Raw genomic sequence first — 21,618 nt, forward strand, 5'->3', positions numbered from 1 at the left:
TCGATTCGCCAAGAGTCGGCTGTAGCAACAGAGCAGGATGTGAGTATTCGTTACTATATCTGTTCTAAAGAATTAGAAGCCCAAACTCTGCTTGAAGCGACGCGTTCTCATTGGGGCGTAGAGGCCATGCATTGGTCCCTTGATACCGCATTTAGTGAGGACAACTCTCGTATTAGAGCCGATGATCGCGCAGAGGCTTTAGCAAGGATCAGGCAGATATGTTTGAACCTATTAAAGAGTGAAACCACCTTTAAAGGTGGCATTAAACGCAAACGGATGAACTGCGCAATGGACGAAAACTACCTAAGTAAGGTTCTCGAAAGCTTTACAGGGCGGTGATGTTCATGCGGTTTCCGTGAGTCGCCTTTGTTTACTTATCGTCAGCTCGTTAAGCGCATGCTTATCCGGTAAGTATAAATAGCCTTCTGTTAAAAACGGAATGCTTATTTCGACGAGACCAACGCATTCAGCTCTGTTCATTATGAACAGCGGTTTTTGTTTGCGGAAGGTTTCGATCGGTTAATCCCATCTTATCCTTCCGCCTTTGGAGGATATATGACCCCAACAACCTATCTCAGCTTTGCAATTCTGACTCTATTTCTTGTTGTTATCGATATTTGGCAAACCCGTGGCGGTAAAGTCACGATCACTAAAGCTGCCGTTTGGAGCGTGATTTGGTTTATGCTGGCGTTTGCATTCGCCGCGAGTATCTATTTATTTTGGGATAGTTACGCACCAACCAGTTCATACAGTGCCGAAAAGGCGACGATCTCGTTTATTACTGGTTACTTGTTAGAAAAATCGTTAAGTGTTGATAACTTATTCGTCTTTGCGATTATTTTTCATCAATACGCAGTCCCAGAGCATTTACGCCCGCGGGCTCTATTGTGGGGAGTGATCGGCGCTTTGTGTTTACGAGCGGTGATGATTGTGATTGGTGCGCAGCTGCTTGAACAATATCATTGGTTACTTTATGTGTTTGCATTATTTCTTATGTGGACCGGTATTCAACTTGCGCGTGAGAAAGGCGATGAACAGCTAAACCCAATGCCGGAGAAACTGATTCGACGTTGGTTCAATGTGACGGATCATTACGAAGGGAATGCTTTGGTTGTGAGCCGCAATAAGCAATGGTTTGTGACTCCAATGATGATTGTGATTGGCGTGATTGCTTTTATGGATGTCATGTTCGCATTAGATTCAATTCCGGCTATTTTTGCCGTGACCCGCGAACCCTTTTTAGTGTTAGCAGCGAACGTGTTTGCGTTACTTGGTTTGCGGTCTTTGTACTTTGTGTTGCAAGGGATGATGGATAAGTTTATTTATCTAAAACCAGCGCTTTCCTTCATCATGATCTTCATTGGTATTAAGATGATGCTAGTCGGTTCTGCGTGGGAAATTCCGACACCAGTCTCACTGGGTGTACTGTTAGTCACTATGATTATTGCGGTGTTGGCTTCTGTCTATAAGCAGAGAAGTCCATTACCTGCTACTCATAAGTCATAATATAAGTAAACGGAGGTAAGTGTTTGACAATACTTACCTCTCTCTTTTATTTATCCTTTATCTAACCGACGATAAAAATATTAATGTGAAAATTTTGTAAATAACCGGTGTTTTTGTTTTTCATTGCGATTTAAATTCACCAAATCAAACTTAATGTGAATAAGTAGTCGATTATCGTGGATAATAAAGGCATGCATTGTTATGGGGTTGTTTCATTAGAATAACTAATTTGAATGTGGAAAATTTGTCATTTTTTAACCAAAAAAATATCACCTAGAATTCATTTCAACAAAGTAAGTTACCGAATTAACAGAGAGGCTATCATGGCACAAGCAATGAATATGGGTACGATTACAGCACCTACCTCTATGGATAAAAAAACCTACGCGGTTAACTTCAAAGGATTGATTGCACATTTAGTTGATATTCTGTTTGTCGACCACAGCGAACCTCGCAGCTACTACGCGAATAATTTGTCTGGTCACATGCAGAAAGATATCGGTTTATACCGTTAATTCAATGTGTAGAGATGTAAAAGCCGACGGATTAAATAGTCGGCTTTTTTGTATTTAAAATTTACTAGTTTCACTGCTCATGAAAACAACGGTTTCCGAAAAACAAAGGCGCAAACTAAGTTGCGCCTTTGTTTTATTCGTCAATGGCTATTATTTTTTGCGACAGTATTCAGCAATGATATACATAGATTGGCCATTAGCTTTACCAGAGATCAACTTAGGATCGTCGCTTAAACTGATACCGCGAACCACAGTACCCTGTTTAATGACTTGGCTTGAGCCTTTGATAGGGAGATCTTTAATGATGGTTACGTCGTCGCCTTTTTTCAGTTCTACGCCATTCACATCACGAGGCTTTTCTGCATCATCATCCATACCAATTTCAGCCCATTTTGCAGCTTCTTCTTCAAGATACATCATATCAAGTAGGTCTTGAGCCCAACCCTCAGTGGCCGCAAGGCGCTTAAGTTGACGCCACGCCAGAACTTGAACGGGTTGTTCTTGGCTCCACATGCTGTCGTTCAAACAACGCCAATGGTTCACATCTACTGTTTCTGGGTTCTCAATTTGGCCTTTGCAGACATCACACAACATAACGGCATGGTCAACAGTAACCATAGTGTGTGGCGCTACCACAAATGGAGCTAATGGAGATTCTGATGAACAAAGCTCACATTTTGATTGGCTGCGTTCAAGTAAAGTTGCTTCAGTAGACATAGTACCCACCTTGTAAAAATATGTAAGCGCGTATTATCCACGTTACGACTGGAATTAAAAGGGGAGATGGCAAAAAGCTTGGTATTCGTGAGGGAATTGAACTAAGTCATCTTCAATAGTAAGAAAATGGGCATCGTGCTTTACGCTGTTATTGCCCAAAGGCATAATGAACGCCGTTTTTATGTTTGTATGTAGGTATCACTGTGGAACTCCTTTCCGCTCCATTTTTAGGAAAATCACTTCGTCTCGAAGGTTCAATGTCAGGCTGGCAGCAACTCTATTGGGATAATCAACTGGTCGCGCAATGCGATGCGACAGGAAATATCGAGGCGACAACGACCCATAGATTTCAGTTGTTAAGTGGTGAAACGCCGATCCAATGTGAGCTGAATGTCGAGCTGAGTTGGCAGCCTTTTAAACTTCGTTATCAGGCATTAGTCAATGGTGACATTGTCACGCAAGGTGAGCGTTCAGAAAAAGACATTGAAAAACAAACACCATATAGCCCGCCAAAGCCGGAGCGACGTTTTAGCCTTATTGGTCTAGTCTCACTTGGTATGAAAGCACTGAAAAGTGCCAAGCTGATTAAAGTTGTTCTGGCGTCAGCAAGTATCGCAGCCTATTCGTGGTTATTTTCCTTCCAGTTTGCTATGGCGCTTATTGCCTGTTTGGTGTTCCATGAATTTGGCCATATCAAAGCGATGAAGTATTTTGGTATGAAGACTAAAGGCATTTATCTCATTCCATTTCTTGGTGGCTTGGCATTAAGTGATGAAAAAATCAATACACGTTGGCAAGATGTAGTGATCTCAATTATGGGGCCATTTTTTGGTTTGCTTCTCTCGGTTGTGCTGGTTGTCGTGTACTGGATCACAGGAGAGATATTTTTTGCCGGCCTTGCTGTTTTTAATGCCTTTCTCAATCTCTTCAATCTATTGCCTATATTGCCGCTTGATGGTGGTCACGTGTTAAAAAGCATCAGCTTTTCTATGAACAGCACTTTGGGGATTGCGTTGTGTGCTCTTGCGGCGATCGCTGGTGTCATTTTGAGCTATTGGCTTGGATTAACCCTGTTCGGCTTTTTATTGATTATGGGCAGCATTGAAATTGTGATGGAATGGAAGCAGCGTCATCAAAGTCATTTGCTACCTCTGAATCGATATGGACAAATTGTAGCTTCACTTTGGTATGTCAGCTTAGTGGCTGCACTTATCGCTATTATTTGGGGTTTTGCAACGACAGGGGATGAGCTGCTACAACTGCCATTACGCATTTTAGGTACTTGATTCGGTACGTTGACACTTGTAAGCCATGTATCAGAGCATTTTTTGTGCTCATCTTTAAGCGCTTAAATGACATCTTTGTATGAAGAGGCTTCTTAGCACCGATAAACGGCTAATGACAACACTGCAGTTAATATTTATGAGCGATCGGATCTGTCTCGAAAATGTGTAGTTGGCAGGATCTCAATCGCTGGAACTGACTGATTACTCGCTGCAAGTTGTTACTGTTTAAGTATAGAATGAATCTCTTTTACGATGAATGAGACAAAAAAGCATGGATATTTGGAAGAAGCCTATCGATTTAATAACATTAAACGCCACCTCCAAAAACACCTTGATAGAGCATCTCAATATTATTTATACCGATTATACTGATCACTCTTTGTCTGCGACCATGCCTGTTTGTCACTTTACCCATCAGCCGCTTGGTATGCTGCATGGTGGCGCCTCGGTGGTACTTGCGGAAACCCTAGGTTCAGTTGCCGCGAATTTCAGTGTGGATCAAGAACATTATTGTGTAGGGTTAGACATTAATGCTAATCATGTTCGCGCCATGCGAGAGGGGATGGTTATAGGAACAGCGACACCTATCCATCTTGGTATTTCAACGCAAGTATGGCAAATCAATATCACTGATGAGCGCGAACGTTTGGTGTGCACCAGCCGTTTGACGGTCGCAGTACAAAAAATTCGTAACCGTTCTCAAGCTATCAAGGTTGATTTATAAAATGGTGATTGAATTTTCAGGTGGAAAAATCATCGTAACACCCCATGAATTAGTGGTACGAGTATTGGGTGATCTCGCCATCACGCTACAAGCCCAAGCCGATGCTGTTCAGCTCATTGGGAGAGGGGCGAATGTCATCTCTGTAAATTGCTCAGAAAGTAAATGGTCGATTAAGTTGGACAACGAAGAGCAAATTCAGCAACTTTCTCAACAACTCGGCTGTAATATTCTTTAAACAGTGATTAAGACTATTGCATAACCAATATAAAATGAGGAAACTATCTCTGTTTTTTATAAACTGAGATTTCCTCTTTATGAGTAGCCCACGACTTCGCGTTCAATTTGAATCCTTATTTGAGCACTTTAACGGCCAAGATGTTGGTGTCCAGCTAGAAGAGATCACCGAGATCCTTTTCTGCACACGCCGTAATGCGCGTATTGTTCTAAATAAAATGGAGGATGAAGGCTGGATAGAATGGCGTCCTGCTGCGGGGCGTGGAAAATTATCCGATCTCATTTTTAAACGTAGTCGCAGTGATGTCAGTGAAAACCTTGCGCGTCGATACTTAGATGAAGGTAAAATTGGCCATGCATTTTCGGTACTGGATCAAGATGCGGCGAAACTGACGCAAGTGATCCAAAGCTATCTTGGTGTTCAGCATCAAGAAGGTCTGCAAGTCATACGGTTGCCTTATTATCGCCCGCTTTCAATGCTAAACCCGCTAAAATCCATGCGTCGATCTGAGCAACATATCGTAATGCAAATTTTTAGTGGGCTAACGCGGCTAGATGAATATGAACAGCTGCAGCCAGATCTCGCACATACATGGGAATCGGTGACAGCAACACATTGGCGTTTTTATCTTCGCCCAGGGGTTCGTTTCCACAATGGTGATTTGCTTACCACCGACGGTGTTATCCAAAGTTTGTGGGAATTGCGATTTCTGAACTTATTCTCCCATCTTGATAGGATCAGCTCGCCCTCCAACTGGGTTATCGATATCTTTTTACAAAAAGCGGATAGTCGCTTACCGCTTCTTTTATCTGAGTCATGTGCCAAGATTTTACTACCAGAGTCCAATCGTAGTGATAATTTTGATTTAATGCCGATTGGTACTGGCCCTTACAAAGTCATTTTAAATGATGAAAAACGCTTAGTTTTGCAAGCGTTTGATGGATATTTTGGATTTAGACCTTTGCTCGACCGGGTCGAAGTGTGGGTGATTGACGAAGTACATTCTTCGATGGTTTTTCCTAGCTTATCGCATCCGATAAAAACAAAGCGAGGTTCATTTACAGAAGACGTGGATCTTGATCCCGGCTGTACTTACTTGTTACTCAATCGAAAAAATGGCGTCGCCGCGGATGTAAATTGGGCTAGCTACCTTACCAATAAGCTCAGTACTCTCAACCTATTTCGTCAATTACCAGAAGACAAAGTGGTCGAGTTGGGGGTGTTACCTGCTTATGGCCTGAAACCGGGCTGGTATCATCAGTCATCGGGAGATGTTGCCGCTACACCGCCGGGCGAGCGTTCGATCACCATTGCATATCATGCTCAGCACCCCATGTTTCCAAGCTTAGTGAAAACAATACAACAGCTGTTAAAAGAAGATGGGATTTCGGTGGAGCTTGTTAAATATGATTTGACGGTTGAAGACACCGATGCTGTCGATGTTTGGGTCAAACCGATGGGAATTGCCAACCATAGAGAAGATGCGTTAGCAGGATGGTTACTTGATTACAGTGATATCGAGCATTTAAGCCGCGCTGAAGATTTTTCGTATTGGTGCCAGTTAGTGGATGAATGGCGCGCCGATCCAAATGCCATATTTCCGGCCAAAGAGATTGGCAAATCTTTGATAGAAAAACAGCAAGTTATCCCGATGTTCCACTGTTGGTTAGGGATAAGCAAAGATCAATGTGGTGCATTACAAAACGCGAAATGCAACGCGTTAGGCTGGTTTGATTTTAGCAATGTTTGGGTTAAACCAGAGTTATAACAAATTACAGTGATACCCAAACAACTTGGAGTTACAAGTAGGCGGCTTGTGGTCGATAAAATAAGCTAAGAGTAAACAGCAGAATCTAAATTATCCGTTGTTGCCGTCATTTCTGGCGGCAACAAGTATCAAGAATTATGACGTTGGTTTGATTACGCCGCAGCTAACAACTTCTGTTGATGAGCCAAGTATTCATCGTACGTTCCTTGGAAGTAGACCAACTGTTTGTTTTTCACATCAATGATCGAAGTGGCCAGCGAAGAGACAAACTCGCGATCGTGGCTAACAAAAATCAGTGTCCCCGTGTAGGACTTTAGCGCGTTATTGAGCGCCTCAATCGCTTCCATATCCATGTGGTTGGTTGGCTCGTCCATGATCAGCACGTTGATATCTTGCATCATTAGTTTGCCAAATAGCAGACGGTTCTTCTCACCACCCGAGCAGTTTCTTGCTTTCTTATTCACATCATCGGCTGTAAAGAGTAGTCGGCCAAGAATGGCACGCACCATCAAATCATCATGTTTTACGGTGCGCCACTGCGAGATCCAATCAAAGATAGTCAGATCGTTATCAAAATCGACAGTACTGTCTTGAGGGCAATAGCCAATTGAGGCATTCTCAGACCACTTCACCACACCTTGGTTGGCCTGAAGCTCTTTTACTAAGCAGCGTAGAAAGGTTGTTTTACCGACGCCGTTTTCACCAATTACCGCCAAACGTGAGCCCGCCTCAAGCAGCAGATTACCACCGTTGAAGAGCTGTTCATCGTCAAAAGCGTGGCCGAGATTTTGTAGTTCAAGTGCAAGGCGATGCAGTTTCTTACCTTCACCAAAATCAATCGAAGGACTGATGCGGCTTGAGGATTTCACTTCATCAAGCTTGATCTTGTCCATTTTTTTTGCGCGTGAGCTAGCTTGTTTTGCTTTTGAAGCATTGGCACCAAAGCGGTTAACGAAGTCTTGCAGTTCGTTGATCTCGGCCGCTTTTTTCGCGTTGCCAGAGAGTAACTGCTCTCGAATCAAGCTTGACGCTTCAAGAAAATACTCATAATTACCCGGATAAATACGCAGTTCACCGTAATCAATATCAGCCATATGGGTACACACTGAGTTCAAAAAGTGACGGTCATGGGAAATAATAATCATGGTGCATTTACGCTGATTAAGTTCTTCAGCCAACCAACCAATGGTGTGGATGTCTAAGTTGTTGGTTGGCTCATCGAGCAGCAAAATATCTGGGTTGGCAAACAAGGCTTGCGCCAACAAAACGCGCAGTTTCCAACCAGGAGCCACTTGCTGCATCAAACCAAAATGAAACGATTCCTCAATACCCGCTTTTAACAAAATATCACCCGCGCGACTTTCGGCGGTGTAACCATCCATTTCAGCGTATTCGCTTTCAAGCTCGGCGACTTTCATGCCGTCGGCTTCGCTCATCTCGGCTAATGAATAAATGCGGTCACGCTCTTGCTTGATCTCCCATAGTTTACGGTCACCCATAATCACGGCATCAATTACTGTGTATTGTTCGAAAGCAAACTGATCTTGGCTCAGCACACCCAATTTTAGCCCTGGTGTAATGGAAACGTTGCCTGAGCTGGGAGTTAACGCGCCACTCAAGATCTTCATGAACGTCGATTTACCACAGCCGTTAGCGCCAATCAAACCGTAGCGATTGCCGTTACCGAATTTTGCAGAAATGTTTTCAAATAAAGGCTCAGCGCCAAATTGCATGGTGATATTTGCGGTAGAGATCAAGAGAGTTTTCCTAGGTATTCAGTTTAGCGAATCAGTGATGTGCAGACGCCAAATCAACAGAACATAAACAATGGTTAAATAGGCGGCGAATTATACAGAGTTATTACAAAAAGAACAGATGTGAGAGATAGCTCACAGACGGAAATTGCTCAACGTCGAATTGCCTATCGTTATTGGGGAGAAATGGGTGAATAAAAAACACGCTTCACCACATTTTACAGAATGTAGACTAGTATATGCGCATTCACTTTTACCATTAAAGGGATTTTAACAAGGTGCCACCAGCTCACTGTAGCCCGTTTGATTATCAAATTCTCGCTCAAACACTAAGTTAGGGTAGGAATGTAAAATCAGCTCTGCGGTAGTATTGACAAGACAACCATCCAAAAGATGACCACCGATCACTTTGCCTGTTTTATCTGCAACCGCAATGTGCAAGTGTTGATGAGATGCGGTTAGCGTGCCAATCAAAGAGACAATTTCAAATGCATCAACAAGATGTAGCTCTGAAGATCCATCAGCGAGGCGGATGCGCACTTCAGATAGGCACCCGACACCAGAAGCGATGTTACCCGCTTGTATGTTCTCTTGCTTTATCAACGCGGCAATAGATTGCTTTAAGTCGTAGCCTTTTATTAAGCGAGACACTGTCACTTTTATCATAGATAATTCGTTATAAAATTATGGGTTATGTTTAGTTTATCGTGCATGAGAGTTTACGTCTAAAGAGATTACTGCTTATATCCTTGTTGAGACACAAAGTGGCAATTTTGCTATTTGCTTAAATCCGTTGAGCAACGTCCATCATTTCACCGAGGAGCCTAAGAATGATTGAACTGTATACCGCCGCAACGCCGAATGGTCAGAAAATCTCCATTGCATTAGAAGAAATGGGGTTGCCATACAAGGTCAACGCTTTTGATCTTTCAACCAATCAGCAAAAAGAGCCTGAGTTTACGGCCATCAATCCGAATGGACGCATTCCCGCAATTGTAGATAAAGATAACGATGATTTTCCAGTATTTGAATCTGGGGCAATTTTGCTTTACTTGGCAGAAAAAACGGGAAAATTTCTGCCCGTAGATCCGAAAGCCCGCTCTCAAGTGATTCAATGGTTAATGTTTCAAATGGGAGGCGTAGGGCCGATGATGGGACAAGCGAACGTCTTCTTTCGTTACTTTCCAGAAAAAATACAACCTGCCATTGATCGTTACCAAAAAGAAGGGCGACGTCTATTTGAAGTCATGGATAGCCAATTAGAGCATCACCGTTATCTTGCGGGTGATGAATATACCATCGCCGATATCGCAACATGGCCATGGGTGAGAATTTACGAATGGAGTGGCATTAATATTGACGGGCTCGAGCACCTACAACGTTGGTTGGCGGAAATCGCGCAACGCCCTGCAGTGATTAAGGGGCTTACCGTGCCACCACCAAGTCAAGAAAGCGATGAACAGCGAGCGGAACGCATTCAGAAAATGGTGACAAGGTAACCTGAGTGATGTGTGTATGACAAAACGGTGGGCTTATCAGTTCAGTTGAAGTATTTAACTGTGGTTCCTAATTTGTGCGTTTAGCATTACACTGCGTGAAAATTCGTGATAAGAAAAACGTAATGATTAACGATAAAGACACATTAGAAAACGAAGAAATTGAAATAGAGGCGATTGGTATTGAAGTTTCGTCGCAACCTATTGAGCTTTATAAGGTGCTAAAGATTGCTAACCTAGTGGATGGTGGCGGGCAAGCAAAATTCCTGATTAGCGATGGTTACGTGGCAGTCAATGGAGAACTTGAAACTCGAAAACGACGTAAAATGTACAATGGGGATTTTCTTGAATTTAACCAGGAGTACTACGTTGTATTGTGTGATCAACCCGTGACTGAAGTACCTGAAACTGATGTGACGTCGGTAGTGGCAGCAACAAATGTGCCTAAGCCGAAGCAAAAGGCGTCAAAAACCAAACCGGCTAGAAATAAGCCGACGACCATAAAGAAAGAGAACTCCGATGCACCTAAAAGCAAAGATGCTGAAAGTGGCCGTAACTCAATAGACTTTTTCTAATTTTCTGTTTTTTAATGATCTGATAAATAGACGGGAGCGATATGGCTCCCGTCTTTTATTCAGCGCCATTCGTCATTTGTCGTCGAACCGCTATTTAACCCATTAGGATCATCATCAAAAGGGTGTTGTGCCTTATACAGTAACACTTCCAACTGATGTTCTAACTGATTGACTGTCTCATAGTCACCTTCAGAACAGGCTACATAAATTTGTTGTTCTAGTGCTTCAATGCTGTCGCGTATGGTCATTTGGCACCTCTCATCTCACCCATTAAAGGTGACGTTTATCTGTTTTCAAATCTATTGTAGTCAAGTAAACCAGATTCGACAGGTTGATTTTTTCGATACCATGCATGAACTTTATCGCTGAACGGCCAAAACTTCGAAGAACTGCGGCGAATGGCGAACCTATCGAGCAACTTAACGTAGTCCTGCTCATTTTGCATTTTACTCAATAGCATCACCAATTCTGCGATCTCGTGTTCATGCAGTGACAAATAAGCAGAAGGGTAACTGCCAATGACACCTCTCACTAGAGTCAAATCATCATTCGCTGGGTCACGGTTGCTTTGTTCATCAAATAGACTTGAAATATTGAGATGGGCGTTATTGTGTAACAAAGTAAACAGTTGATCCTCTCCGTTTTCAGCCGTGATCATCAACATCATAATTTGTGGCACAGCCAACAACCCTTCACCTTTGATCTTATTAATGCTATTTAACATCTGTTCACTACGCTTTGAAAAACCAGTGTCAATTATCGAATAACGATTTGATAACACAGGTTGAAGCTCAGACTTCAAAAGATCAAACAACTCAGATTTTGGATCTTGCGTGTGGTAAACAATACTGGTCGGTTGATCAAAAGGGGCAACGTTACGTTGCAAAAAGTCACTGAGTTGAGTGCTTTGATTTTGATACCAACTTGACTGCTCTTGGTGCCTTATCTCTCTAGGCAGCAGAGAGACAAAATTACTTTCACCTTCAAGACGCAGAAAATCCATAAACATGCGAGTAATGAGCTGGTGGCCGAAATTGCCGTAAACATCAAAACCCGCCACCAGTAAATAATGGATTCTTTCTAGTAGCGCATAGTCTAACACCCATGCTGTTTTGGGTTTTTCTCCCACCAAACCTTGCACTACCGATGCACTATCGAAATGCCTAAAAATAGTCAGTGCCGCATTCGGGTTATAGCCATCACCCATCCACAGTACATCCGTGGTTAAGTTCTCGCCATTTTTGAACCACTGATTAGTAAATTCAGACTTTGCTTTCAAATAACGTGCTTGTTGATGTGCATAACGGACCCAATGAGTAATAGGCAACGTGTTACTTTCCAGCTCGCTTGGCAGTTTTAGATTCGCGGCTTGCGATCGATAAAATTGATTCACTTCGGGTAAATCAGCTTTCTCTGGGTCTAAAAAGAACACCCAAAAATGGTCGTTAATAACATTCAGGGCTAGCTGGCCACGACACACTGGCCCTTTGATGAAAGCCATTATGGTGTTTTGAGCATTGTCTAACATAAATCGAAAGCGTGCTTTAACCGGAAGGGCATCAAATGCCGTCATCGGATTGGCGGCAACTTCAATATCATAGCTAGGCAAAACCGAGACTTGATAATTAGGCCGAATGAACCATGCCTGCCAATCATCTAGACGTTTTTTATTCAACGCATAGGGTAAATGAGTTTTATCTACGATACTGCCTTGCTCAGGGATCAAACGGTAGTAGACGCGTTCTACACCAGGATTATCGTAAGGACGCCTTGTCGCAATTCGGTTAACCGGCTCGCCCGGGGGTGTTGTCGAACGTATCAAAGTGAAAAATCTAGGCTGACCAGCAAGTTCAGAAAAATAAAGGTGAGAAAGAAAAAGATGCTCGTAGATATAACGAGCCATTAACTGATTCTTTGCTGTACCTTCATTTAAAAAGTTTTCGTATTGCGCAACCAATTTCTCCTGATCAGAAGTGAGCGGAATATGGCCATTCATGATTGCGCCATCTCTGAGCCACGTGAGTAGCGTATTGTATTCAAGAGGGCTAAGATTTGGCATGCCATAAGGCATTCCCCACGTTGGGTGATCTTGTTTGTACTGTCCGTACTCTTCAATTGTTGGACAAACTTGTTCGCGATCTATCGAAAAATCAAAACCTTTTAGCTGATCTTGTTCTGGTAACGGATGTTCCTCTTTTTGCATTAATAATTTCGCGACTAATCCTGCTTCTAGATTCGCGGTAGGCGTTTGAGATCTCTCGTTCAGCACAGGATGAAAACCAAAATCTCGCCACTGCTCTGTGTATTGTGCATCTTCAAACAAGCGGGTAGGAGCCGACGCCGTCAGACGCGTACCATGATAAACCAACGCTTTACTGGCTCCACGATCAATCCCTTCAACTGAAGACATTTTTAGCTGGCAGGGCGCATCATAACAGGCGTGACAGACCACGCAGCGCTGATCGATGATGGGTTTAACATCATTTAAAAAGAAAGAGGCTTCTTTTGAATCTACTGGCGATTGTCTTGATTGAACGCTTGCTTCACCAAACAGTTGGTCATAGTTCAAGCCCGCATACATTGCACATCCTGAAAAAAACACGATGCTAAGAATAATAAGTCGATGAAAAGACATAACATGAGAAATTTAGGAATATTTGTCCCAATTAAAGCAAAGATTAACAAAATGCACCACAAAACGATGAAAATAGCGCATTAGGGATGATAAATCGCCAGAGTGGAATAAACGCCACAACTGAACGCACAATGCTCAATTTAGGGTTATAAGACGAGTATACGGTAGACTCGCATTGGCTATACGCATTTAATAAACCCATTGAACCCGCTATAGTTAAACGAAGAAAATTTTGAGGAGTCAAAGGATGAAACTCTCGATATCAGGGAAGTTGCAATTAAGTTTTTTATTGCTGGTGGTGCTTCTTATCATTTCGACCTTTTTTACCTATCGCAGTATTACGCAAGTCGAAACTCACACCAATTCACTGCTACAAACAGATCTGCCAACTGTGAATACTAGCCGAAATATTCAGCAGTCGATGCAAGAGGTTATTTCAACGCTACGCGCCTATTTATTGGTGGGTTCTCAAAGTGCAGTGGGTGCAACGCAACTGACAAAACTTGAAACTATTATTGGACAGATGGACAAAACGGTACCGGTGTTAGAAACGCTGATTCTCAGTGAGCAATACACCGCGATCATAAGCGAATGGGCAGCAATCAAAGCGCATATCCAAGGCATCGTATTACTGAGCCAAAGTGAGGATAATTTACCTGCCCACACATTATTCATTAACGAGGCCGCCCCCATAGCAGAAGTTGCACTTGACCAGTTACAAGGGCTGATTAACGACGAGTCGACTAACAAAGAAGGAGGGGAGAGGAAACGTCTCTTTAAATTGTATGCTGACAGCTATAATTCGTTAGCTAATGCACTGGCATCGTTGCGAGATTTCTTACTGTATGCGAAGCCTGAACATCTCGAAAAATATCAAGACTTAATTAACTCTCACAACCAATCTGTTGCTGAAATTGTGGAAAAGTCCTCTTTGCTATCGGATGATGAACAGAGTCTGTGGTCATTATTTAATGAGATGCAGCAGCTTTATTTCCCACTCGCACAGCAGGTCATTGCAATACGCCAATCTGAGCAATGGAACGGCGTCAATCAAAAAATGGCCACACAACTTATGCCTGCCGTAGATAAAATGACTAACCGTCTTGAAGATGTTATCGCCACTCAACAATCAAAAGCAGAGCAAAGTGGCGAAAGGATGAGTCGTAGCATTAGTAATGTGATTAACGTGTTATTTATCATGATTGCCGTGACTGTTTCAGTTGCTGTTTTGCTTTCCAATTACTTAGGTAAGAATATCGGCCGCAGAGTGAGTCGAATTGGAAAGAGAGCCGAAATTATTGCGGCAGGAGATGTCTCTCAACCAGCACTTTTGTGTGAAGGTAGCGACGAGCTATCTCAGCTTACCGCCGCGATAAACAATATGAACAACTCACTGCGAACGATCGTTCAGGGAGTCAGTACCAAAGCGCAACAGGTCAGTCAAAACATGGATGAGCTTCTGAACTATAACTCAAACACTCGGCAGCAAGTACAGCAGCAGCGAGCAAGTATTGAGCAGGTTACAGTACGTTTGAGCGATGTGGCGCAGTATTCTATGGCGACCGCAGAAAAAGCTGAACAATCTACGCAATCTCTTTTGTTATCACAAAATGAGCTCAAAGAGGGAGCCTCGGCGCTAGAACAAAATAGAAAGAGTATTGATAAGCTTGATCAAACCATACAAAAGGCAACGCAATTGGTGCTCGATCTTAGTCGAGAAAGCGAATCGATTGGGCGTGTGACCGAAGTAATAGAGGGATTAGCGGAACAAACTAACCTTCTGGCCTTAAATGCGGCGATTGAGGCCGCAAGAGCCGGAGAATATGGACGAGGCTTTGCTGTGGTAGCGGATGAAGTTAGGCTGCTGGCGACTCGAACCACTCAATCAACCACAGAAATTAACACTATTATAAACGCCATACAGTCAGCGACTGCGGCTGTGGTCAATGAAATTAACATGAGTCAGAACCTTGCCAATGAAGGTGCGACGCAGACCATCCACGCCTTCAACAAAATGATGGACGTACAAGGAAAAATAACGGCGTTAGATAAGGAAATGCACCAGTTATCCTCGGCGGCGGATCTGCAACAACAATCAACACACCAAATGACTCAATTCATGCAAGAGGTTGTCAATTCGGTGGAAAGTGTGGCAAGTATTAGCCAAATCTCAAACCAAACGTCAGCGCAAGTAAAAGATAATGTCACTGTACTCAATCAAGAAATGGAAAAGTTCAAAATTTAAACGCAAGAGTAGATATTCAATTGAGTTAAAAATAACCAAAAGCACACAAATCTCAACCAATTGAATTTACTTTGTTTATTTACTGTTCGCTTGAACGGGTTTTGATAAAAAATGGGTTTTCTTTTTTGCTAACTGTGGCATAGTGACAGCGTCAATTCGGTGCGCGGGCATCGTATAATGGCTATTACCTCAGCCTTCCAAGCTGATGATGCGGGTTCGATTCCCGCTGCCCGCTCCAATATTCTCGTATTTATCCAGTCTACTAGAAACAAAAAATCCACCCTAGAAAGAGTGGATTAGAGCCGTTCTTTTTAAAAATTTAAACGGGACTGACGCTCTCAGCTTGTGGCCCTTTTTGACCATCAGTGATCACAAAACTCACCTTTTGGCCATCGACTAAGTTGCGGCGCCCTTCACCCGTAATAGCGGAAAAATGTACAAATACATCTTTGCTGCCATTATCTGGGGTAATAAAGCCAAAACCTTTATCTTGGTTGAACCACTTTACAATTCCGTTTACTTTTTCACTCATAATCTTACTCTTGCTATGTTGTTTTGACGTTGCGAAACAGTTGCAACATGAATAACTTAACCAAAGTATTTTGCACAATCTAATGAAGTTTCTGTGAATGTGATGTACGCCTTGTTGAATATCAAATTTTGCGATTTCTATACCAAAATGTGATGCATTAAATCAAGGTAACTGTTCATACTTCAACTCTATTTCTGCCATTTTGTTTAGCTTTATAGAGCGCTTGATCCGCAATTTTTAACACTGCTTCAGGTTTTTCTGAGGCGTAGCTATCAGCAACGCCAATACTAACCGTAATAGAGACAAGATTTGATGGTGTTTTCTGCTCACGCTTCTTGGAACCGAGCTTATCGTCTTTTGGTCTGTCTTCTGCGTTCCTAATGACCATTTGGTATTGTTCAATATCTTTACGAAGCAAATCTAAGTAGATTGCAGCTTGCTGTGCATTTTTTCCTTTAAATAGGATGGTAAACTCTTCACCACCGTAGCGATAAACACGTGCGTTTCCTTGAGTCAGCAATAAACGGCTAGCAATCAACTTAAGCACATCATCACCAGTGTCATGACCATAGCGATCATTGAACTGCTTAAAATGGTCTATATCTAGCATCGCTATCGCATATTTTTTGCCTAAGTATTTGATGTCAAGATCTAAGGCGTGGCGACCTGGGATACCCGTTAAGCGATCAATAAACGCCATTTTATGGCCCGCCGAAATTAGATATAAGATCAATAAAACCCCGGCTAGAGAGAAAAGTGTGCTTGAGATATAACTCACGTGGAAAAAAATAAAGGTGACGGAGGAGAGTAAAATACTGGCGTAAATGCTGGTGTCTAAGATCTGGTTTCGCGTGAGCACAAATATTGCGGAGACCCCAATTAATGCCAAGAGGTACATCACCAACAAAAATGGCAATTTCGATATTTTCGGTATAGTTACTAACAAAACCTGGCTAAAATTCTCAAATCCGCCATCACTGACGTACATCAAAGTAACAACGGCCCAAAACATTAACAGCAGCAAAATAGCGATGTATAAGCCATAAGTTTTACTCAATACAGTAGCATTACTTCCTAATGCATAAGGTACTAAACACAAAACGGGTAATAACAAACTTAATAACGAAAGCTCTAGCAAGGTTGTTCCCGTAGAAAGGGGCATCTGTAAGCGCCACTGGATGATTGCGTAGGCCACCATCATCGCTGTCGAGATCATAGCCAAACGCCCTTGCTTAAAAATGTGTCCTAATGCGATTGCTACCGTGAAAAGAATATAAGGCAGGTTACTAGCGAAGCCAATATTGGCGCTAGTGATCAGAATGACGTTTTCCATCCCCAACATAATGGCTATTAGCAACCCTATTGGGAATAAGAATCGAAACCAATGAGATGATACAAAACTTGTCGGCATTAATAATACAAATATGACCTTTGTGGCATTTAAAATTAAAATTGATAATAAGGCCCATAGCATACTTTTATTTAATAGATTGCCAAGCTTTTTGCTAGACTTACTAAATGAAAGCGAGCACTTGAACAAAGTTTAGACGACAACGCATCTAAAAGTTGTATAAAATCACCAAGGTACGCTAAGTTGTTACTGCTAAGTTCTATCTAAATATTTTGATTAGTACGAAGAGGAAGGAGTGTAAGGATGCAAATCAGTGTTGATGTACATAATTACATGGAAACACTTGTCGGACGCGTATTGGCTGAAGATAAGTATGTAAATCACTATGATAATGAGCAGCTTGCCGATCTTGCTTGCTTATCCCTTGCTCAATTGAGACCGATCTATATTCGATACGACATAGATTTTCTCTCTGCGCTACCTGAAGAAAAATTGGTCATACTTAAAGAGAATGCACAAGTTGCCGTTGAATCGGCGGAAAGCATGATCGTTAATGATCGACGTAGACACAGAGAAGATGATATTCCTATCATTCTAGGCCAATTGCGCTTTGACGATAACTTAGAACTAGAGTGGTTCGAGAAGCCGATTATTGAAACAAACAAGTCTTAAAGGAGTTCTTGTGGGATTTTTTTCTCGTTTATTTAATCAAGGGTCAGGCAATGACTCAAAAATGAAGCTTTTAGATCCCATTGAATATAAAGGTTTTTTAATTTACCAAGATGCAATGTCTGAATCAGGGCAATATCGTGTCGCTGGTAAAATTAGTAAAGATGTTAATGGTGAAATATGTACTCACCGTTTTATCCGCTCCGATGTCGTAGCTAGTAAAAGCGACGCTGATGAGCTTATGCTTAAAAAAGCAAAAATGCTCATCGATCAGATGGGCGAGAAAATCTTTTCCTAACATCGTCCAACTTGATAAAAATCATAATGAATATCCTCATTAGTCGATACCCTTATTCATTGAGTAAAATACATGGCTAATATCCTGTTTTTATAGAGCTTTGTGATAAGTGGTTCGACCTCTGCTTTGTTTGGATGTCGTTGTGTTTTTGTCTTTCACCTATGACAATCACTCATTACTTAACCTTATATGTAATAGCATTTTGTATTTTTATTACAAACTGCTTGCAGTTATGCTGGTGGTTAGATAAAAACAGAATAATCATTGTGCCAATAGTCAAGGAATAACTATGCAAATTGGTGTACCAAAAGAGACCCTTACGGGTGAAACACGGGTTGCAGCTTCACCGAGTTCGGTAGCGCAATTAATCAAACTAGGCTTCGACGTCTCCATTGAAACTCAAGCTGGGGTTTTAGCCAGTTTTGATGATGCGGCTTTTGAGGCGGCTGGTGCCACGATTGTTTCGACACAAGATGTTTGGAATTCAGACATTATCTTGAAGGTCAATGCGCCGATTGTTGATGAAAAACAATCGATTGATGAGGTTGCTTTGATCAAAGAAGGGGCAAGCCTAATCAGTTTTATCTGGCCTGCACAAAACCCAGAATTGATGGAACAGTTATCAAGTAAAAAAATCAACGTGCTGGCGATGGACTCAGTGCCGAGAATATCCAGAGCACAAGCTTTAGACGCTTTGTCATCAATGGCTAACATTGCTGGCTACCGCGCTGTTGTTGAAGCTGCACATGAATTTGGCCGCTTCTTTACAGGGCAAATTACCGCAGCGGGCAAAGTCCCGCCGGCAAAAGTACTGGTTGCTGGAGCTGGCGTTGCTGGCCTCGCTGCTATCGGTGCCGCAGGAAGTTTGGGGGCAATTGTACGAGCTTTTGATGTTCGCCCAGAAGTAAAAGAACAAGTTCAATCAATGGGTGCAGAGTTTTTGGAAGTCGATTTCCAAGAAACGGCTGGTTCAGGCGATGGTTACGCCAAAGAGATGTCTTACGACTTTAATAAAAAGGCCGCTGAACTGTATGCAGCGCAAGCTAAAGATGTCGACATCATTATCACGACGGCTTTGATCCCTGGACGTCCAGCCCCTAAGCTGATCACCAAAGAGATGGTCGACAGTATGAGCGCTGGTAGCGTGATCGTCGATCTTGCAGCTGCAAACGGGGGGAACTGTGAATACACGGTTGCCGATCAGGTGATTACAACCGCCAATGGTGTGAAAGTGGTCGGTTATACTGATATGGTTGGCCGCTTACCAACACAATCCTCTCAATTATATTCAACAAACATCGTTAACTTGCTGAAATTGTTATGCAAGGAAAAAAATGGGTCCATCAATATTGACTTTGAAGACGTTGTTTTACGTGGTGTGACGGTCGTGAAAGAAGGCGAAATAACGTGGCCAGCACCACCGATCCAAGTCTCTGCTCAACCGCAAGTCAAGACCGCACCAACTAGACCTGAACCCAAAAAACAAGAACCCGTTTCTGCGACGAAAAAAATTACTGGCTTAGTTGCTGCCGTTGGCGCTTTTGCTTGGATCGCATCGGTCGCACCTGCGGCTTTCTTAAGCCATTTCACCGTTTTTGTTTTAGCGTGTGTTGTGGGTTACTACGTCGTTTGGAATGTTACTCATGCTTTACATACTCCTTTGATGTCCGTTACCAATGCAATTTCCGGCATTATTGTGGTCGGAGCTTTATTGCAGATAGGTCAAGGGAGTGGTGTGGTCACTTTCCTCGCGTTTATCGCTGTTTTAATTGCAAGCATTAACATCTTTGGTGGTTTTACAGTCACCAAACGTATGCTTGAAATGTTCCGTAAAGACTAAGGGAGTAATATATGTCTGCAGGATTAGTACAAGCCGCATATATTATTGCTGCTATCTTCTTCATCATGAGCCTTGCTGGATTATCAAAGCAGGAATCAGCAAGAGCTGGTAACTACTATGGTATAGCGGGTATGGCTATCGCACTCATCGCCACTATTTTTCGTCCAGATGCGCAGGGCTTAGCTTGGGTATTGCTGGCGATGGTAATTGGGGGCGGTATCGGTATTCATTATGCTAAAAAAGTAGAAATGACCGAAATGCCCGAACTTGTGGCTATTCTCCACAGTTTTGTGGGCATGGCTGCGGTATTAGTGGGTTATAACAGCTATATCGATGCGCCAATTGTACTCGATCACGCTGAACACGTGATTCATTTGGTTGAAGTGTTCATTGGGGTATTTATTGGTGCCGTCACCTTTACAGGATCTATCGTCGCCTTTGGTAAACTGCGTGGAATCATTTCGTCGTCGTCGCTCAATCTCCCTCATAAGCATAAGCTCAACCTCGCGGCCATTGTTGTCTCCACATTATTAATGATTTACTTTGTTAATAATGGTGGCAGCATGTTTGCATTGATTATTATGACTCTGATAGCGTTCGCGTTTGGCTACCATTTGGTGGCTTCGATTGGTGGTGCAGACATGCCCGTTGTGGTATCGATGCTTAACTCCTATTCAGGTTGGGCAGCGGCAGCGGCTGGCTTTATGTTAGCGAATGATTTGCTGATCGTAACCGGAGCACTGGTTGGTTCTTCAGGTGCCATTCTTTCTTACATTATGTGTAAAGCGATGAACCGCTCTTTTGTTAGTGTGATTGCCGGGGGCTTTGGTCAAGATGTGGCTATCAGCGCAGACGTTGAGTACGGTGAACACCGTGAAATAAACGCTGAAGAAGTAGCCGAAATGCTGAAAAACTCTAAGTCAGTGATCATCACTCCAGGGTATGGCATGGCAGTAGCTCAAGCACAGTATCCTGTTCACGAAATCACGGAGAAGTTACGTGCACAAGGCATTAAAGTTCGCTTTGGTATTCATCCAGTAGCTGGACGTTTGCCTGGCCATATGAACGTACTGCTTGCTGAAGCAAAAGTGCCTTATGACATTGTGTTAGAAATGGACGAAATAAACGATGATTTTACTGAAACGGATACGGTTTTGGTGATCGGTGCAAATGACACAGTAAACCCAGCAGCATTAGAAGATCCGAACAGTCCGATCGCCGGAATGCCAGTGTTGGAAGTATGGAAAGCGCAAAATGTCATTGTATTCAAGCGTTCAATGAATACTGGCTACGCAGGTGTACAAAACCCTCTTTTCTTTAAAGATAATACCTATATGCTTTTTGGTGATGCAAAAGAGAGTGTAGACGCCATCTCAAAAGCGTTATAGCATCTACGATTAGGATAATGAAGAAGCCAGCAAAATGCTGGCTTCTTCTGTTTTTGAGCAATCATTATTGACATGGATATAACA

At 42.6% G+C, this 21,618-nt stretch carries 21 protein-coding genes and 1 tRNA gene; 15 read left to right on the forward strand and 7 right to left on the reverse strand.

The features are described 5' to 3' along the window. The 3 genes from AACT18_RS13485 to AACT18_RS13495 all read left to right on the forward strand — a co-directional run. A partial coding sequence (locus AACT18_RS13485) for an ISAs1 family transposase (protein ID WP_141138113.1) occupies positions 1-339 on the forward strand: 339 nt, incomplete at its 5' end. A 216-nt stretch (positions 340-555) separates the two neighbouring features. Then, positions 556-1,506 carry a TerC/Alx family metal homeostasis membrane protein gene (locus AACT18_RS13490; RefSeq protein ID WP_254918692.1) on the forward strand — a complete coding sequence of 317 codons (951 nt, stop codon included), beginning with the start codon at positions 556-558 and terminating at the stop codon, positions 1,504-1,506. Between the two features lie 323 nt (positions 1,507-1,829). Then, positions 1,830-2,021 (forward strand): hypothetical protein, encoded by a 192-nt coding sequence (locus AACT18_RS13495; RefSeq protein WP_017042819.1) that lies wholly within the window; start codon positions 1,830-1,832, stop codon positions 2,019-2,021. Between the two features lie 150 nt (positions 2,022-2,171). Here the strand turns inward: AACT18_RS13495 and AACT18_RS13500 are convergent, their stop codons facing one another. Continuing rightward, positions 2,172-2,738 (reverse strand): PhnA domain-containing protein, encoded by a 567-nt coding sequence (locus tag AACT18_RS13500; RefSeq protein WP_026027787.1) that lies wholly within the window; start codon positions 2,736-2,738, stop codon positions 2,172-2,174. Between the two features lie 203 nt (positions 2,739-2,941). On the opposite strand from AACT18_RS13500, the gene AACT18_RS13505 reads away from it, so the two are divergent. From AACT18_RS13505 to AACT18_RS13520, 4 genes are all read left to right on the forward strand, one after another. Further along, positions 2,942-4,024 (forward strand): site-2 protease family protein, encoded by a 1,083-nt coding sequence (locus AACT18_RS13505; RefSeq protein ID WP_026028966.1) that lies wholly within the window; start codon positions 2,942-2,944, stop codon positions 4,022-4,024. Positions 4,025-4,295: 271 nt separating this feature from the next. Beyond that, positions 4,296-4,748 carry a hotdog fold thioesterase gene (locus AACT18_RS13510; RefSeq protein ID WP_010320753.1) on the forward strand — a complete coding sequence of 151 codons (453 nt, stop codon included), beginning with the start codon at positions 4,296-4,298 and terminating at the stop codon, positions 4,746-4,748. A gap of 1 nt (position 4,749) precedes the next feature. Beyond that, positions 4,750-4,983 (forward strand): DUF3389 domain-containing protein, encoded by a 234-nt coding sequence (locus tag AACT18_RS13515; protein ID WP_010320752.1) that lies wholly within the window; start codon positions 4,750-4,752, stop codon positions 4,981-4,983. A 79-nt stretch (positions 4,984-5,062) separates the two neighbouring features. After that, a complete protein-coding gene (locus AACT18_RS13520; RefSeq protein ID WP_088733382.1) occupies positions 5,063-6,751 on the forward strand; it encodes an SgrR family transcriptional regulator in 1,689 nt (562 codons plus the stop codon). Positions 6,752-6,903: 152 nt separating this feature from the next. On the opposite strand, the gene AACT18_RS13525 is transcribed toward AACT18_RS13520, so the two are convergent. Together AACT18_RS13525 and AACT18_RS13530 are read right to left on the reverse strand one after the other, a co-directional pair. Further along, complete coding sequence (locus tag AACT18_RS13525) at positions 6,904-8,508, reverse strand: ABC-F family ATPase (RefSeq protein WP_013867813.1); 1,605 nt, start codon at positions 8,506-8,508, stop codon at positions 6,904-6,906. Between the two features lie 267 nt (positions 8,509-8,775). Continuing rightward, positions 8,776-9,171, reverse strand: a complete 396-nt coding sequence (locus tag AACT18_RS13530; protein ID WP_094125618.1) for a PPC domain-containing DNA-binding protein — start codon at positions 9,169-9,171, stop codon at positions 8,776-8,778. Between the two features lie 164 nt (positions 9,172-9,335). On the opposite strand from AACT18_RS13530, the gene AACT18_RS13535 reads away from it, so the two are divergent. Further along, the gene (locus AACT18_RS13535; RefSeq protein ID WP_013867809.1) at positions 9,336-10,004 is read left to right on the forward strand and encodes a glutathione S-transferase family protein; all 669 of its coding nucleotides are present in this window, start codon (positions 9,336-9,338) and stop codon (positions 10,002-10,004) included. A gap of 122 nt (positions 10,005-10,126) precedes the next feature. Beyond that, entirely contained in the window at positions 10,127-10,576 is a 450-nt protein-coding gene (locus tag AACT18_RS13540) for an RNA-binding S4 domain-containing protein (protein WP_094124641.1), read from the forward strand. A 59-nt stretch (positions 10,577-10,635) separates the two neighbouring features. On the opposite strand, the gene AACT18_RS13545 is transcribed toward AACT18_RS13540, so the two are convergent. Together AACT18_RS13545 and AACT18_RS13550 are read right to left on the reverse strand one after the other, a co-directional pair. Continuing rightward, positions 10,636-10,824, reverse strand: a complete 189-nt coding sequence (locus tag AACT18_RS13545; RefSeq protein WP_013867807.1) for a hypothetical protein — start codon at positions 10,822-10,824, stop codon at positions 10,636-10,638. Positions 10,825-10,859: 35 nt separating this feature from the next. Next, a complete protein-coding gene (locus tag AACT18_RS13550) occupies positions 10,860-13,211 on the reverse strand; it encodes a fatty acid cis/trans isomerase (RefSeq protein WP_094124640.1) in 2,352 nt (783 codons plus the stop codon). Positions 13,212-13,458: 247 nt separating this feature from the next. On the opposite strand from AACT18_RS13550, the gene AACT18_RS13555 reads away from it, so the two are divergent. Continuing rightward, positions 13,459-15,456, forward strand: a complete 1,998-nt coding sequence (locus tag AACT18_RS13555) for a methyl-accepting chemotaxis protein (protein ID WP_237666678.1) — start codon at positions 13,459-13,461, stop codon at positions 15,454-15,456. A 163-nt stretch (positions 15,457-15,619) separates the two neighbouring features. Beyond that, positions 15,620-15,694: transfer RNA gene (locus AACT18_RS13560), tRNA-Gly, on the forward strand. A gap of 81 nt (positions 15,695-15,775) precedes the next feature. Here the strand turns inward: AACT18_RS13560 and AACT18_RS13565 are convergent. Both AACT18_RS13565 and AACT18_RS13570 read right to left on the reverse strand, forming a co-directional pair. Next, positions 15,776-15,988 carry a cold-shock protein gene (locus tag AACT18_RS13565; RefSeq protein ID WP_013867804.1) on the reverse strand — a complete coding sequence of 71 codons (213 nt, stop codon included), beginning with the start codon at positions 15,986-15,988 and terminating at the stop codon, positions 15,776-15,778. A gap of 175 nt (positions 15,989-16,163) precedes the next feature. Then, positions 16,164-17,528, reverse strand: coding sequence for a GGDEF domain-containing protein (locus AACT18_RS13570; protein WP_013867803.1), 1,365 nt, complete (start codon positions 17,526-17,528; stop codon positions 16,164-16,166). A 114-nt stretch (positions 17,529-17,642) separates the two neighbouring features. On the opposite strand from AACT18_RS13570, the gene AACT18_RS13575 reads away from it, so the two are divergent. The 4 genes from AACT18_RS13575 to pntB all read left to right on the forward strand — a co-directional run bounded on the left by AACT18_RS13575 (position 17,643) and on the right by pntB (position 21,534). Further along, positions 17,643-18,011 carry a late competence development ComFB family protein gene (locus AACT18_RS13575; protein WP_013867802.1) on the forward strand — a complete coding sequence of 123 codons (369 nt, stop codon included), beginning with the start codon at positions 17,643-17,645 and terminating at the stop codon, positions 18,009-18,011. 10 nt (positions 18,012-18,021) lie between these two features. Then, a complete protein-coding gene (locus tag AACT18_RS13580) occupies positions 18,022-18,306 on the forward strand; it encodes an HlyU family transcriptional regulator (protein ID WP_026027783.1) in 285 nt (94 codons plus the stop codon). A 289-nt stretch (positions 18,307-18,595) separates the two neighbouring features. Then, entirely contained in the window at positions 18,596-20,146 is a 1,551-nt protein-coding gene (locus AACT18_RS13585) for a Re/Si-specific NAD(P)(+) transhydrogenase subunit alpha (protein WP_094124664.1), read from the forward strand. Positions 20,147-20,157: 11 nt separating this feature from the next. After that, entirely contained in the window at positions 20,158-21,534 is a 1,377-nt protein-coding gene (gene pntB, locus AACT18_RS13590; protein WP_017046914.1) for a Re/Si-specific NAD(P)(+) transhydrogenase subunit beta, read from the forward strand. Positions 21,535-21,618 lie beyond the last annotated feature (84 nt).

It is taken from the genome of Vibrio sp. V04_P4A5T148 (assembly GCF_963875605.1).
GTDB lineage: Bacteria > Pseudomonadota > Gammaproteobacteria > Enterobacterales > Vibrionaceae > Vibrio > Vibrio anguillarum.